At 60.2% G+C, this 15,362-nt stretch carries 13 protein-coding genes; 10 read left to right on the top strand and 3 right to left on the bottom strand.

Annotated features, from left to right (window positions below; all coding sequences use genetic code 11):
• Genes smc through ffh form a run of 3 tightly spaced genes read left to right on the top strand, consistent with a single transcriptional unit; the run spans position 1 to position 5,940 of the window.
• Complete coding sequence (gene smc, locus ACESSC_RS03045) at positions 1–3,537, top strand: chromosome segregation protein SMC (RefSeq protein ID WP_373161145.1); 3,537 nt, start codon at positions 1–3, stop codon at positions 3,535–3,537.
• Positions 3,537–4,454: a signal recognition particle-docking protein FtsY gene (ftsY, locus tag ACESSC_RS03040; RefSeq protein WP_373161144.1), complete on the top strand. Its 918-nt coding sequence runs from the start codon at positions 3,537–3,539 to the stop codon at positions 4,452–4,454. The genes smc and ftsY overlap by 1 nt, the downstream gene beginning before the upstream one ends.
• Before the next feature lie 10 nt (positions 4,455–4,464).
• Positions 4,465–5,940 (top strand): signal recognition particle protein, encoded by a 1,476-nt coding sequence (gene ffh / locus ACESSC_RS03035; protein WP_373161142.1) that lies wholly within the window; start codon positions 4,465–4,467, stop codon positions 5,938–5,940.
• 120 nt (positions 5,941–6,060) lie between these two features.
• Here the strand turns inward: ffh and ACESSC_RS03030 are convergent, their stop codons facing one another.
• Positions 6,061–6,825, bottom strand: a complete 765-nt coding sequence (locus ACESSC_RS03030; protein WP_373161140.1) for a DUF134 domain-containing protein — start codon at positions 6,823–6,825, stop codon at positions 6,061–6,063.
• A gap of 166 nt (positions 6,826–6,991) precedes the next feature.
• Between ACESSC_RS03030 and thyA the strand changes: the two genes are divergently transcribed.
• The 4 genes from thyA (at position 6,992) to ACESSC_RS03010 (ending at position 10,867) form a co-directional block, all read left to right on the top strand.
• Positions 6,992–7,840: a thymidylate synthase gene (gene thyA / locus ACESSC_RS03025; protein WP_117564144.1), complete on the top strand. Its 849-nt coding sequence runs from the start codon at positions 6,992–6,994 to the stop codon at positions 7,838–7,840.
• Between the two features lie 9 nt (positions 7,841–7,849).
• Positions 7,850–8,368, top strand: a complete 519-nt coding sequence (locus ACESSC_RS03020) for a dihydrofolate reductase (RefSeq protein WP_373161139.1) — start codon at positions 7,850–7,852, stop codon at positions 8,366–8,368.
• A 109-nt stretch (positions 8,369–8,477) separates the two neighbouring features.
• Positions 8,478–9,392: a TrmH family RNA methyltransferase gene (locus ACESSC_RS03015; protein WP_373161138.1), complete on the top strand. Its 915-nt coding sequence runs from the start codon at positions 8,478–8,480 to the stop codon at positions 9,390–9,392.
• 125 nt (positions 9,393–9,517) lie between these two features.
• Positions 9,518–10,867 (top strand): MATE family efflux transporter, encoded by a 1,350-nt coding sequence (locus ACESSC_RS03010; protein ID WP_373161136.1) that lies wholly within the window; start codon positions 9,518–9,520, stop codon positions 10,865–10,867.
• A gap of 22 nt (positions 10,868–10,889) precedes the next feature.
• On the opposite strand, the gene ACESSC_RS03005 is transcribed toward ACESSC_RS03010, so the two are convergent.
• On the bottom strand, positions 10,890–11,345 hold the full coding sequence (locus tag ACESSC_RS03005) for a cob(I)yrinic acid a,c-diamide adenosyltransferase (RefSeq protein WP_373161278.1): 456 nt from the start codon (positions 11,343–11,345) through the stop codon (positions 10,890–10,892).
• A 122-nt stretch (positions 11,346–11,467) separates the two neighbouring features.
• On the opposite strand from ACESSC_RS03005, the gene ftsH reads away from it, so the two are divergent.
• The 3 genes from ftsH to ACESSC_RS02990 all read left to right on the top strand — a co-directional run bounded on the left by ftsH (position 11,468) and on the right by ACESSC_RS02990 (position 14,333).
• Positions 11,468–13,360 carry an ATP-dependent zinc metalloprotease FtsH gene (gene ftsH, locus ACESSC_RS03000; protein WP_199408124.1) on the top strand — a complete coding sequence of 631 codons (1,893 nt, stop codon included), beginning with the start codon at positions 11,468–11,470 and terminating at the stop codon, positions 13,358–13,360.
• 76 nt (positions 13,361–13,436) lie between these two features.
• Positions 13,437–13,898 (top strand): 2-thiouracil desulfurase family protein, encoded by a 462-nt coding sequence (locus ACESSC_RS02995; RefSeq protein WP_373161135.1) that lies wholly within the window; start codon positions 13,437–13,439, stop codon positions 13,896–13,898.
• A 207-nt stretch (positions 13,899–14,105) separates the two neighbouring features.
• Positions 14,106–14,333, top strand: a complete 228-nt coding sequence (locus tag ACESSC_RS02990) for an integrase core domain-containing protein (RefSeq protein ID WP_255413152.1) — start codon at positions 14,106–14,108, stop codon at positions 14,331–14,333.
• Positions 14,334–14,448: 115 nt separating this feature from the next.
• Here ACESSC_RS02990 and ACESSC_RS02985 read toward each other — a convergent pair whose 3' ends face one another.
• Positions 14,449–15,051, bottom strand: a complete 603-nt coding sequence (locus ACESSC_RS02985; protein WP_117564137.1) for a Type 1 glutamine amidotransferase-like domain-containing protein — start codon at positions 15,049–15,051, stop codon at positions 14,449–14,451.
• Positions 15,052–15,362: the final 311 nt, after the last annotated feature.

Raw genomic sequence — 15,362 nt, 5'->3', positions numbered from 1 at the left:
GTGTATCTCAAGTCCCTCACGCTCAAAGGGTTCAAGTCGTTTGCCGACCGCGCCCATATGACGTTTGAGCCGGGCCTAACCGTCATCGTCGGTCCCAACGGCTCGGGAAAATCGAACATCTCCGACTCGATTCTGTGGGTCCTGGGCGAGCAGAGCGCCAAGCAGCTGCGCGGCCAGGCCATGGAGGACGTCATCTTCTCGGGCTCGTCGGCGCGCAAGCCGGTGGGTGTGGCCGAGGTCACGCTGGTGCTCGATAATTCGGATCATATGCTGCCTGTCGACTTTGACGAGGTGGCTATCACTCGCCGCATGTATCGCTCGGGCGAAAGCGAGTACCTCATCAACTCGAGCCCGTGCCGCCTGATGGACATCCAGGACATCCTGCACGATTCTGGCCTGGGCAAGGATACGCATTCCATCATCAGCCAGGGCAAGCTCGATGCCATTTTGCAGAGCCGCCCCGAGGAGCGCCGCGCCCTCATTGAGGAGGCCGCCGGCATCTCCAAGCACAAGCGCCGCAAGGAGCGTGCGCTCAAAAAGATCAAGTCGATGGACGAGCACCTAACCCGTGCCCGCGATATCAACAAGGAAATCGCCCGTCAGTTGCGACCGCTGGAGCGTCAGGTCGATCGCGCGCGCAAGTACAAAGAGCTGTCCTCGCGCGCGAACGAGCTTACGCAGATGCTGGCCGTCGACGAGCTTCGTTCGCTGCAGTCGCAGTGGAACGACTTGGAGAGCCGCTCCAAGGAGGGTGCTGCCGAGCTTGAGCTTGCGCAGTACCGCTTGGGCGAAAAGGAACGCGAGCTCGAGAAGCTCCAGGTCATGCTCGAGGAAAAGGGCCTGTTTGTGGGCGATCTGGGCGAGCAGCGCCGCCATATGCAAGACGCGGTCGGTCGCATTAACTCCGATATGCGCCTGCTCGAGGAAAAGGGCCACAATATGGTGTCGCGCCTGTCCGACATGCGCGGCCAGATCTCGAGCTCCGAGCATCAGCGTCGTCGCGTGGTCGAGGAGCTCGAGGATGCACGTGCGCAGCTTGAGGAAGTGACCGGCGCGCACATGCAGGCCCAGGAGGACGTTGACGCCGCTGGTCCTGCCGCCGCTGAGCTCCACGATCGGCGCGTGGCGCTCGACAATCAGATTTCGCAGCTTACGCGTGAGCAACGCGATGTGCAGCGTGTGGCCGATAACGCGGCGCTCGAACTCGCCAAGGTGAAGGACTCGCTGAGCAACGCCGAGGTCGAGGACAACATGTACGCCTCGCGCCTGGAGCAGATTGATGAACAGCTCGAGGAGGTTACAGCATCGCTTGATAGCCGTCGCGACCGTGCTGAGGAGCTTGAGAGTGCCCTTGAGGCGGCTCGTCAGGCCCAGAACGATGCGCGCGAGGCCACCGAGGTCGCCCGTGCAGCCCTGAAGGACTTGCGTAATCGTGAGAGCGAGGCGCGCAACAAGCTGTCCGAGGTGCGCTCGGAGCTTGCCAGCCAAAAGAAGCTTGATGCCCGCATGGCAGACAGCTCGCCGCTGGTGAGCCGTCTGATGGGCGCACTGGGCGATGATGTCTCAGGCCGTCTAGGCGACGTGCTCGACGCCCCTCGTGAGCTTGAGGGCCTGGTTGAGCAACTACTTGCCGGCGATATCGATGCTCTTTTGTTTGATGATGCCGCTACGCTTGAGCGCGCCGGTCGTGCGGCTTTGGACCAAAAGAAGGCTTCGGGCGGGGCGCTGTTGGTGGCGCGCGGCGTGAGCGGTGGTGCTGCTGCCAATGGCGCTGCCGGTACGCGTCTGGTCGACCGCCTGTCCGTGCGCGCCGGTTATGGTCCGGTTGTCGAGGCACTGCTCGGCGGCTATTACGTGGTCGATGATTTGGCCACCGCGCTGGCTGCGCCGGTTGTGGATGGCGTGACCTATGTGACCCCCGATGGCGCCCGCGTTGCCTGTGGTGGCTTGGTGCGCGTGGGGCTCGATGCCGGCGAGGCTTCGGGTGCCTTGGAGCGCAAGCGCCGCATCCGTGAGCTCGAGGGCTTGGAGCCCGATCTGGCTGCTATCTTTGAGCATGTTTCGGACCAAGTCGTTGAGGCCAACCTCGCCGTCGAGGAGGCCCGTGCCGCCGAGGGCGATGCTGCCGGCGAGATTGCCCGCCTTGAGGGCGAGCGTCGCTCGCTGCTGTCCGAGATCGGCCGCCTGGAGCAAAGCGCCAACAATGCCGAGGTCGAGCGCGTGCGTATTTCCAAGCGCCGCGAGCAGGCTGCCGAGGCCGTTCGCGCTGCGCGCCCGCGCGTGGACGAGCTCACCCGTTCGCAGGACGAGGCGCGAGCGCAGGCAAGCGACCTGGGCCTTCAGATTGCCGAGGCCAACGACGAGCTCGATCGCGTGCGTCGTGACGATTCCGAGGCAGCCGGCAAGCTCGCCGATGCCAAGGTCCGCCTGGCTCAGACGAGCGAGCGTCTGCGTTCGCTGAAGGGCCGTGTGCCCGACTTGGAGCATCGACTCGAGGGCATCGACCGCCGTATCCGCGGAACACGCCAGGCCTCGCGCTCACTCGAGCTGCTGCGCCTGCGTGTCGACCCCATGCACGAGCGCTATTCGGCCCTGCTGGATCGCGCATCGGATTGGGCCGCGCGTCTGCGTGATCAGGCTTCGCTCGAGGAGGCGGACTCGGCCTCGCTCAAGAAGACCATCGAAGACGCCAAGGCCGAGGTCTCCCGCGCCAAGGAGCGGGTCGATGCCGCCACGGCGACGCAAAACGAGTTCAAGGTTTCCCGCGGCAAGCTCGAGGTGCAGGTGGAGGCGGCCATCAAGGCCATTACCGCCGATGGCACCACGGTGCTCGAGGAAGCGCTCATGCTTCCTGCTCCCACCGACCGCGACGCCGCCGAGCGCGAGCTCAACCAGCTCGTGCGCCAGATTAACAACCTGGGCCCTGTGAACCAGGTTGCCATGGAGGAGTACGAGCAGCTCAAGCGCCGCGCCGATTACATCGAGGGGCAGCTGGCCGATCTGGAGAGCGCGCGCAAGGCGCTCACCAAGATTACCGTGGCCATCGACCGTAAGATGCGTAAAGCCTTCTTGGTGACCTTCGAGAAGGTCGATGCGAACTTCCGTCAGATCTTCGCCATGCTGTTCCCGGGTGGTCAGGCGCATCTGGAGATGACCGACCCCGAGCATCCGGCCGAGACGGGCATCGAGGTCGTGGCGCAGCCGCGCGGCAAGCGCATCACCAAGATGATGCTCATGTCGGGCGGCGAGAAGAGCCTGACGGCGCTCGCCCTGCTCTTTGCCGTGTATCGCACGCGCACGGTGCCGTTCTATGTGCTGGACGAGGTCGAGGCGGCACTCGATGACGCCAACCTGTCCAAGCTCATCGGCGCGCTCGACGTGTTGCGTTCCGATACGCAGCTCTTGGTCATTTCGCATCAGCGCCGTACTATGGAGGACGCTGACGTCCTCTACGGCGTCTCGATGCAAGCCGACGGCGTCAGTCGCGTCGTCTCGCAAAAACTCGATCGCGAAACCGGAAAGGTCGTGAATGCATAATGGGATTCTTCGATGCTCTCTCGCGCGGACTTGAGCGCAGCCGCGAGGCCCTTAACGAGGTCTTTTACTTTGGCGGCGAGGTCGACGAGGATTTTTGGGAGGACCTAGAGGACACCCTCGTCATGGGTGACATGGGCGCCGAGGTCGCCATTCAGGTCTCCGATGACCTGCGTGACGCCGCCGCCAAGAAGAACCTCAAGACCGCCCCGCAGCTTCGTCGCGCCCTGGCCGAGCAGCTCGAGGGCCATTTTGTGCCTGTTGAGCGCGACCCGTTTTCCGATACGCCGAGCTGTGTACTGTTTGTAGGCATTAACGGCGCCGGCAAGACCACGACGGTCGGCAAGATCGCGAGCGCCATGGCCGCCCGCGGCAAGAACGTCGTGATCGGTTCTGCCGACACCTTCCGCGCTGCCGCCATCGAACAGCTCGATGTGTGGGGCCAGCGCGCCGGCGTTCCCGTCATCAAGCGCGACCGCGGCTCCGATCCGGCGAGCGTGTGCTACGACGTGCTCGACGAGACCGACAAGCGCGGCAGCGACCTGGTACTTATCGATACCGCCGGCCGTCTGCACACGAGCCCCGAGCTTATGCGCGAGCTTGCCAAGGTGGTCAACGTGACGCGTAAGCGCGCCGCCAATATGGCCGCCGGACCCATGCCCGTCTCGGTCGTCCTCGTAATCGATGCCGCGACAGGCCAAAACGGCCTCAACCAGGCGCTCGAGTTTAACGAGGCGCTGGGCCTGGACGGTATTATCATGACTAAGCTCGACGGCACGGCTAAGGGCGGTATCGCCATGGCCGTGGCTGAGAAGCTCAAGCTCCCGATCCTGCGCATCGGCGTGGGCGAGCAGGTCGATGACCTGCAGGAGTTTAACGCCAAAGATTTCTGCCGCGCCCTGGTGGGCGAGTCCAATTAAGGAGTAACCAGTGTTTGATTCCCTGAGCGATCGCCTCAACGACACATTTGACCGCTTGCGCGGCAAGGGTAAACTGACCGAGGCCGATATCACTTCGGCCATGCGCGATATTCGCATGGCGTTGCTCGAGGCCGACGTCAACTTTAAGGTTGTCAAGGAGTTTGTCGCCAAGACTAAGGAGCGCTGCATGACCGCCGAGGTCATGGAGTCGTTGTCGCCGGCGCAAAACGTCGTCAAGATCGTGCTCGACGAGCTCACCGAGATGCTCGGCTCAACCGAGAGCAAGCTCGTCTTTAGCAACCGCATTCCCAATGTCATCATGCTCGTGGGCCTGCAGGGCTCCGGTAAGACCACGGCGGCCGTAAAGCTGGCCTACCTGCTCAAGAAGCAGGGTCGCTCGCCGCTGCTCGCCGCGTGCGACGTCTACCGCCCCGCCGCTGCCGACCAGCTTGCCACGCTTGGCGGCGAGATCGGTGTGCCGGTCTTCCGCGGCGATGGCGCGCATCCGGTCGACATTGCCACGGGTGCCATCCAGGAGGCCGTCGACCACCTGCGCGACGTGGTCATCGTCGATACCGCCGGTCGCCTGCAGATCGACGAGCAGATGATGCAGGAGGCCGTGGACATCAAGAAGGCCGTCAAGCCCGATCAGGTGCTGATGGTCGTCGATGCCATGACCGGCCAGGATATCGTCAACGTCGTCTCGACCTTTGCCGAGCGCACCGACTTTGACGGCGTGATCATCTCCAAGCTCGACGGCGATGCCCGCGGCGGCGGTGCGCTTTCCGTGCGCCAGGTGACCGGCAAGCCCATCAAGTTTGTGAGTATGGGCGAGAAGCCCGACTCGCTGGAGCCGTTTTATCCCGATCGCATGGCCAAGCGCATCCTGGGTATGGGCGACGTCGTCGGCATTATCGAGAAGGCCCAGGAGGCGGCCGACGCCGAGCAGCTCGAGGCTGCCGAGCGCATGCTGCGCGAGGGCTTTACCATGAACGACATGCTCGACCAGATGAAGGCCGTCAAGAAGATGGGCGGCATGAAGGGCATCCTGGGCATGCTCCCCGGCGGCCAGCGTGCGCTCAACCAGATGGGCGGCAACCTGGACGAGGGCATCTTCGACAAGAACGAGGCCATCATCATGTCGATGACCAAGGAGGAGCGCCTGCGTCCCTCCATCATCAACGGCCAGCGTCGCGCGCGTATCGCCAAGGGCGCCGGTGTGACCCCCACCGAGGTCAATAGCCTTATGAAGCAGTGGGGCGAGATGAACAAGATGATGGGCCGCATGCGCACGATGGCCAATCAGGCACAAGCCGGCGGCAAGAAGGGCAAAAAGGGCAAGAAGGGCAAGAAGATGCGCATGCCCAATATCCCTGGGCTGGACGCTATGGGTCTGGGCGGCATGGGCGGCCTGGGTACGGGCGGTCCCAAGTCCGATATGGAGCTGCTGCGCCAGATGGAAGCGCAGATGCGCAATAAGAAATAGGGCTGTAATTCCAGCTTGATATGGCAAAGGCCACTCGGAAGCTACCGGGTGGCCTTTGTTGTTGGCTTTGATAGTTGGGCTGCGTTCAGCGTCGCGCCCCGAGCTCGCGGTGCCGTGCCGTTAGTGGCAGCCGCAGCCCTCGTGGCCCTCGGGCTCGTGATGGCCGTGGCAGCTGCAGGACTCGCCATGTTCGTGGGCGTGGTCGTGGTCATGGCCGTGGCAGCTGCACGTGGCCTCGCCGTTCTGTGCGAGCGTTCCGGCGATAAGGGCCTCGACACAAGCGTCGCAGCTGCCCTGAGCTCCTGCGTACACCGTGATGCCGGCTTGGGCAAGCGCGTTGATAGCGCCACCGCCGATGCCGCCGCAGATGAGCGTGTCCACGCCACCGTTGTCGAGCAGGCCCGCAAGGGCACCGTGGCCGGTGCCGTCGGTGCCCACGACCTGCTCGTTGAGTACCTTGCCATCCTGAATGTCGTAGATCTTGAACTGCTCGCTGTGGCCAAAGTGCATAAAGATGTTGCCGTTGTCGTACGTGGTTGCCACCCTCATGGTGTCGATCTCCTTTGCTGGCCATACGGCCGTTGCCGTGGTAATGGGGGAGTACGCGATATTGCCGCCCTCGATAACGAGCGCCCGTCCGTTGACCAGCGCGTTTGCCACCTTGCGATGTGCGCGGCTGCAGATGGCCGCCACGGTGGCGCGGGCGATGCCCATTTGCTGGGCGACGGCCTCCTGATTGAGGCCTTCCAGGTCGCACAGGCGCAGTACTTCGAGCTCATCGATCGTCATCTCGATGGCGTCTCCGCTGGCTAGGCCGTCAGGGGTAAAGCCGCGGTATTCGGGGATGATCCCGACGCGGCGCAGTTTCTCGCGTCTTCCTGCCATACGTGCTCCTTATCTGACATATGTCAACAATAGAATAGCGAACGCGCAGATTTACGCAAGGAATTTCTGGCATATGCCAGAAAATGAAGGCATATGTTTGGGCTGTGGGGCCGCATGTGCCTGGGATACAATGAATCTCGCTTTTAGGCGACTGACAGGAGGGTCAATGAGCAAGGCTGATCAACAGTTTGTAACCATGTGCCGCGATATTCTGGACCATGGCACCACCACCGAGGGCCAAAAGGTCCGCCCGGTGTGGGAGGATGGCACCCCTGCCTATACCATTAAAAACTTTGGTGTCACGGCACGCTATGACCTGCGTGAGGAGTTTCCGGCGCTTACCTTGCGTCGTACGGCCCTCAAATCTGCCATGGATGAGATCCTATGGATCTATCAAAAGAAGTCCAATAACGTGCATGACCTCAACAGCCATATTTGGGACGAGTGGGCCGACGAGACTGGCTCCATCGGCAAGGCCTACGGGTATCAGATTGGGCAGAAGAGCCATTATGCCGAGGGCGACTTTGACCAGATGGATCGCGTGCTGTACGACCTTAAGAACACGCCGTACAGCCGCCGCATTATGACGAACACCTATGTGTTTAGCGACCTGTCCGAGATGCACCTGTATCCGTGCGCCTACAGCGTGACGTATAACGTGACGCAGCGTCCGCAGGACGACAAGCCGACGCTCAACATGATTCTCAACCAGCGTAGCCAGGACATTTTGGCCGCGAACAACTGGAATGTGTGCCAGTATGCCATTTTGCTGATGATGGTTGCGCAGTCGGTCGATATGATCGCCGGTGAGTTGCTGCATGTGATCGCCGATGCCCACATTTACGACCGTCATGTCGATATCGTCCGCGAGCTTATCGAGCGTCCGCAGTTTGCCGCGCCTAAGGTAACGCTTAACCCCGATGTGCATGACTTCTATGCGTTTACGACCGACGACCTGATTGTCGAGGGCTATGAGCACGGCCCGCAGGTCAAGAACATCCCCATTGCGGTGTAGGTGACGCGCATGACGTGTAAGCTTTCTGCCATTGTCGCCGTGTGCGATGACTGGGGTATTGGGTGCGAGGGCGACATGGTGGTGTCCAACCGTGCTGACATGCGCCATTTTGTGGCGTGCACCAAAGGTTGCCCGGTCATTATGGGACGCAAGACGCTGCTGAGTTTTCCCGGCGGGCGTCCGCTTAAGAACCGCCGCAATATCGTGCTCACGCGCGATGAGGACTTTGCTCCCGAGGGCGTCGACGTGGTGCATAGCGTCGACGAAGCGCTCGCCGCGGTATCCGATGAGCCCGTTGCGTGGGTGATCGGTGGTGGCGAGGTGTATCGGCAGTTTTTGCCATATTGCGCCGAGGCCGAGGTCACGCATAACCACTGCGTGCATGACGTGGATACGTACTTTCCCGATTTGGATGCCGATCCCGCGTGGGAGATTGCGCGGCGTGGCGGTGTTGTCTCGATTGCCTCGGGTGAGGGCGACGAGGGTGTCGATTATGAGTTCGTGACGTATCGTCGCGTTGAGGCGTAAATCGTCTGGCGTGAACGGTATCATCGGGTTGTTTGAATGCATGGGGCGGCGCTTAGCGTCGCCTCGTTTGGTATAGATGTGCTGTAAAGAAGGGTGCGGGCTGGCTGCTATGACTGATGCCGTTGAGGTGCTGCGAATTGATTCGCTCGAGGACGAGCGGCTCGATGCCTACGTGCGACTGACCGAGCGCGAGTTGCGCTGCGTGCTGGAGCCGCAAAAGGGCATCTTTATCGCCGAGAGTGCCAAGGTTATCGAGCGCGCGGTGCGCGCCGGATACCAGCCGGTGAGCTTTCTTTTGGGCGAGCGCTGGCTCGACCAGATGATGCCGCTGTTTGAGCGCCTGATTGTGCGCGAGGGCGCGGGTCCGGTTCCTGTGTTCGTTGCCTCCATGGAGCTTATGGAGCAGCTGACGGGCTTCAATGTGACGCGCGGTGCGCTCGCGGCATTCCGTCGTCCACGTCAGATTCCGGTAGCCGAGTTCTTGGGTGGCGTCGTCGATGCGGCGGGGGAGCGCCCGGTGCGCGTGTGCGTGCTCGAGGGCATTGTCGACCACACCAACGTCGGCGCGATTTTCCGCTCGGCGGCTGCGCTGAACGTCGATGGCATTTTGGTGAGCCCTACGTGCTGCGATCCGCTGTACCGTCGCTCGGCCCGCGTGAGCATGGGCACGGTGTTTCAGGTGCCCTGGACGCGCATTGGCAGCGAGGCGCGCGTATGGCCGCATGATGGGCTGGCGGCGCTGCACGATGCCGGCTTTTCGTGTGTCGCCATGGCGCTGACGGATGATTCGGTGTCGCTGGACGATCCCGCGCTCCAGGAGATTGACCGCCTGGCAATCTTTATGGGCACCGAGGGTGCTGGCTTGGGCGCCAAGACCATTGCAGGCTGCGACCGCGCCGTGCGTATTCCGATGGCGCATGGGGTCGATTCGCTCAACGTGGCCGCGGCAAGTGCTGTTGCCTTTTGGCAGCTGTGCCCGCATGTGAGCAACGAGTACCACTACCAGCCGGGGCTGTATCACTAGGCAGATAGTTAGCACCGGGCTCTGGTTCGGGGCGTTTCGGCCGACGTCGGTCGGTGCTAAGCTGGTGTTGGCTTTGGTCTTAAATTGCCGTTTTGTTGTTTGACGTACGCTGGTGGGGAGGGCGTGTGGCTAAGAAATCTACGGCTATCGATGTAACGCAGGGCGTTATTTGGCAGCAGCTACTGTCGCTGTGCGTCCCTATCTTCTTTAGTTCGTTCTTTCAGCAGGCATACACGCTTATCGGTACCTATATCGTCGGTCAGTTTGGCGGCAAGCTCGCGCTGGGTGGCATTCAGGCCACGATGGTGCTTACGGAGCTCTGCATCGGCTTTTGTGTCGGCGTCGGTGCCGGCTGCGCGGTCATTACGGGCCAGTTTTTTGGCCAGCACGATGACGAGCGCCTGAGCCGATCGGTCCATACGGCTATGACGCTCGCGCTGGTGGGCGGCATTGTCATTTCCATTCTGGGCATGGTGTTTGTCGAGCCGATGCTTGTGTTGATGAATACACCGCATGAGCTGCTGGCCGAGGGTGTGGCCTATGCCCGTTGCTACTTTGCCGCCATGTTTGCGGCGCTGCTGCTCAATATGGGGACGGCGCTGTTGCGCGCCGTGGGCGACACGCGCGGTCCGGCGGTTATTATTGCATCCGGCTGCTTCGTCAATGTGGCATTCGACATTCTCTTTGTCGCCGTGCTGCACATGGAAGCGCTGGGCTGCGGCATCGCGGTCGTGCTGACTATCTGCACCAATGCCTCGATGATTCTGGTTCGTATGATGCGCGCTCCGGGTGCGTGGCGGTTGTCGCTATCCAAGCTCGGTATCGATCGCGGCATTTGCAAGAGCATGCTTTCGTGTGGTCTTCCGCTGGGCGTTCAGTCTGCGGCGTATTCGATCTCCAACGTTTTGATTCAGGTGTCGGTCAACTCGTTTGGTGCCGATGTCACGACCGCTTGGGGCCTTTCCGGCCGCCTGGACGGCATTATCTGGATGGTGACCGAGGCGCTCGGCGTGTCGATCACCACGTTCTCGGCGCAGAACTTTGGTGCGCGCAATTACGATCGCATGCGAAAGGGATACCACACGTCGCTCGTGCTGTCGTTTATGCTCATTGGTGGCCTGTCTGCCGTGCTGCTTGTGTTCTCGGGTCCGTTGTCGCGTTTGTTCATCGACGATGCCGCGATTTCGGCCTACACCACGACGATTCTTCATTTCATCGCGCCGTTCTACGCGATCTTCTCGATTATCGAAAACGCGTCTGGCTCCATCCGCGGCGCTGGCGTGAGCTTCCAGCCTATGATGCTCACGATCTTCGGCACGGTCGTGCTCCGCGTGGCGTGGGTGTTCGCGATTATGCCGCTCGACCCCTCGCTCGAGCATCTGCTGCTGGTCTACCCCGTAACCTGGGTAATCACCGCCGCGATGTTCACCGTCTACCATCACAGCGGCAACTGGCTAGGCCGCGCCACTGCCTAGCCATTGGGGACGTCCGCAATGGCTAGTATTCGATGCCTTGGCGGGCTAGGAGGCCTTCGTCGAAGTAGTGTTTGACGGGGCGCATTTCGGTGACCAGGTCTGCCAGATCGGCGTGGGGCAGCAGGCCGCGGCCGGTGAGCACGAGCTCCCTGGTGGTTGGTTTCATCGCGATCAACGCTTCGACATCTTCGCGCGTCACAAAGCCCCGTCGCATGGCCTCGCCGAGTTCATCCAAAATGAGCACGTCGACCTGCGAGATCTGTTCGCGTGCAAGTTCCATGATCTGCTCGGCGCAAGCCTCGGGCGTGTCGCGATCGGCCTGTACAATGCGCAGTCCCAGGCGCGGCGCGGCATCGTGTTCGGCGCAGTGCAGCTTCTTGGCAAACTGAAGCATGAGTACGTTAAGTCCATAGCCCGTGGCGCGCAGCGCAAGCCCCAGCGCAGCCGTCGTCTTGCCCTTGCCGTCGCCCGTATAGATTTGAACCTTGCCGACTCCCAGTGATGCCTTCTCTGTCCTTTCGTGCCCGGCGTCGGTTTATCGCCGTCCGGGTTGGGTATTCTAGAAAACATTATCAACCCCAGTAGATGGAGTTCAAGCAGATGGAGATGGATGACAATAAACGTAGACGGAATATGATCCTCTACGTGCTCATCGCCTTCGTCGTCTACCTCGTGCTCTCGACCGTTCTGTTCCCCAACATCGGTCACACGCAGCAGATTACGAAGACCGATTACTCGACGTTTGTCAAAGCGCTCGATAAGAAGAGCGTCGACAAGGTCGAGTACAACACGGACGATTACACGATTTATTACACCAAGAAGGGCGAGGACGAGAATATCGCCTACAAGACGACCGGTGTGCCGAATGACGCGGGCTTTACCGATCGCGTGCTTGAGTCCGGTGCTTCGCTTGAGTCGGTCGTTCCCGATAAGAACTCGGGCCTGATGACCTACTACCTGCTCACCCTCATTCTTCCCATGGTGATTTTCTTCCTGATTGGCTGGTGGCTCAACCGCCGCATGAAGAAGGCCATGGGTGATGACGGTCCGTCGATGAACTTTGGCGGCGGTGGTTTTGGCGGCGGTGGACTGGGCAAGTCCGGCGCGCGCGTGATCGCCTCCAAGGACGTGGGCGTGACCTTTAAGGATGTCGCCGGCCAGGAAGAGGCCAAGGAGTCCCTCAAGGAGGTCGTCGACTTTCTGGAGAAGCCGCAGCGCTACGAGGAGATCGGCGCCAAACTGCCACGCGGCGCTCTCCTTGTCGGCCCTCCGGGTACCGGTAAAACCCTGCTCGCCAAGGCTGTGGCCGGCGAGGCGGGCGTGCCGTTCTTTAGTATTTCTGGTTCTGAGTTTGTTGAGATGTTTGTCGGCCGCGGCGCCGCTAAGGTTCGCGACCTGTTTAAGCAGGCCAAGGAAAAGGCCCCGTGCATCGTCTTTATCGACGAGATCGATACCATCGGCAAGAAGCGCGATGGCGGCGGCTTTAGTGGCAACGACGAGCGCGAGCAGACGCTCAATCAGCTGCTGACCGAGATGGATGGATTCGATAACCACAAGGGTATCGTCGTCCTCGCTGCGACCAACCGTCCCGACAGCCTTGATCCGGCCCTACTGCGCCCCGGCCGCTTCGACCGCCGCATCCCCGTTGAGCTGCCCGACCTGACCGGTCGCAAGAATATCCTTGAACTGCACGCCAAGAGCGTGAAGACGCAGCCGCCGATCGACCTGACCGCGATCGCCCGCGCCACGCCTGGCGCCTCGGGTGCCGACCTGGCCAACATCATCAACGAGGGCGCCCTGCGCGCCGTCCGCGAGGGTCGCAAGCGCGCGACTCAGGATGACTTTGAGGAGTCGGTGGAGGTCGTCATCGCCGGCCAGCAGCGTAAGTCCACGGTGCTGTCCGATCACGAGAAACAGGTCGTTTCCTATCACGAGATCGGCCATGCCATCGTTGCCGCCCGCCAGAAGGGTTCTGCGCCGGTTACGAAGATCACCATCGTGCCGCGTACGAGCGGTGCTCTGGGCTACACCATGCAGGTCGAGGAGGATGAGCGCTTCCTGACCACACGCCAGGAGGTCCTGGACAAGCTCGCCGTCTATTGCGGTGGCCGTGCAGCCGAGGAGCTCATCTTTGGTGAGATGACGACCGGCGCAGCCAACGATATCGAGCAGGCCACCAAGCTCGCCCGTAACATGGTGACGCGCTTTGGTATGTCCGATGAGTTTGGCATGATGGCACTCGGTACCGTTCAGAATGCGTACCTCAACCAGGACACGTCTCTCACCTGCGCCCCCGGTACGGCCGAGCGCGTGGACGCGATTGTCGCCAAGCTGATCGAGGATGCGCATGACCGCGCCCTGCAGATTCTCAAGGAGAACAAGTTTAAGCTCCACGAGCTGGCTCGTTATCTGTACAAGAAGGAGACGATCACGGGTGAGGAGTTTATGAATCTCCTCACGCGCGAGAACCCGCTGATGCCAAAGCAGCAGTAATACTAGTTGCACAGTGTCAATCGCCCCATTTGAGTGTCCATCTCAAATGGGGCGTTTTGCGTGGGGAGAGTTGTATATGAAGATCGTGGTAAGTGCCTGTTTGATGGGCGAGAGCTGCAAGTATAACGGGCTCGACAACTACCATCGCGAGCTGGTCGAGGCTTGCGAGCGTACGGGGACCGAGGTCCTGTTGGTATGCCCTGAGGTTTTTGGTGGCTTGCCTACACCGCGCAAGCCGTCCGAGATTGTGAACGGAGAGGTTCGTACCTGCGAGGGCGTGTCGGTTGATCGCGAGTTTCGCCAGGGTGCTCAACGTGCGCTCGATATGTGCGAGCAGGCGGGCGGCCCGTCCGAGATTGTTGCGTGCATTTTGCAGGATCGCAGTCCGTCGTGCGGCGTGGGCCATATCTACGACGGATCCTTCAGCGGCACGCTCACAACGGGTAACGGCGTCTTCGTTGACCTGCTCCTGCGCCACGGCTACCGCGTGATCCCGGCAAGCGAATTCGATCCCTGCATGCTGGAACATTGTCCATAGCACTCGAACCCAACACTTCCTCACGGGTGACCGTTTTGGCATCATCCGTGAAGTTGATATTGAGTACGACCCGGTCATCAAAGACGTAGACCGAGTTGACAGGCGCCGTACCCAGGCAGCCCCTCCCCGCGGCCCTCACGCAGGAACGCGCACACGGCCTTCCCGTCTCTTGCGCCCCTCCCGGAACTGTCCACATCAGTGTAGCCAATCCAGTCCGCCAAGGGCTGCAGCCCGGACAACGCCGCGATGGAGGGCTTCTTCGGCCTGCTCAAGAGGGAGTTCTGGCACGGCAGGGACTGGTCGGGCTGGGCCCCCGCCCGCTTCATCGAGGAGCTCGGGGCCTGGATCGGCCGCTACAATACGGAGAGGCGCAGCGATGCGCTCGGCGGCCGCACGCCGGCCGAGTTCCGCGCCGCGCTGGGAAGGGCCGCGTAGCGGTCCAAGAAATCGTCCGCAGTCCCCATTCTTGCCCCTTTGGGACAGCTTCTTGTTGGGGCGTGCCCGCCCCAAACCCTGCTAGGAATGAGTACAGCAAACTGAAATATTCAAATTAGTCTTTGCAAATTACCTTTGAACATTCACCATCAATTACAATTCCCTGACGGTTGTTAATTGGGCATAGATTCAAATCCGAAAACTCAGTCATTATCTTCTCGGTAACTTTCTTAAATGGTGCTGTAAGATAATGCGGAAGAACATAGAAATCAATCAAATTAAGCCCTGCATCATCTTCTTGTGAGTAGTCCTCCGGCTTTTCATCCATTTGCTCGATATATTGGATGCTTGGAGCGCATACAATCGCACCTGCCGATTCACCAATCATCAGTTTTCCCTTTGCCAATTCTTTCTTCAACAGCTCATCCGTTCCCGTTTTACGGAGCTGGTCTATAAGGAAAAAAGAATTTCCGCCGGTAAAATAGATCACATCCGCATCTTCAAAAAGAGACTGTATCGTTGAATAAGCCTCCGTTGAAATATCAATTTCAGTTACGATTGCTCCCAACTTTTTGAATAGTTTTCGAGCCGAGCCGACATAACCGGTGTAGCCTTCACGCAGCGAAGCTGTTGGAATAAATGCGACTTTTTTATTTTCAATTTCTTCCTTTATCAGACTTCCTACACTTGAAAAGTGAGAACATAAAAACAGTTTCATCAATATTCTCCTTTATATATAAATTCTTATTTGTTGAACTAAGCCGTGTATACCATACTCTCCAATGAAAGAACGCCCTGATATAGCGAAATTTTGCCGTTTTCCTGCGTACGTGCGTACACACTCCACAGGAATTCTAAGGGGCCTGCCCCCTTAGCACACGGACTTTGGAACAAAGTCTAGTGTGTTACGCCTTGCCAGAGGTGTACAGGCTCCCGGTATGCACGTACGAAGCAATTGCCATCAATGCGCCATATAAGTGGCGATCAAGTTCGCATAAAGCGACCTTGATCCCGCAAAACAAAAGGCAG

It is taken from the genome of Collinsella aerofaciens (assembly GCF_964243765.1).
In the GTDB taxonomy this organism is placed as follows: domain Bacteria; phylum Actinomycetota; class Coriobacteriia; order Coriobacteriales; family Coriobacteriaceae; genus Collinsella; species Collinsella aerofaciens_BU.
This window is presented reverse-complemented; position numbering and strand designations above follow the sequence as displayed.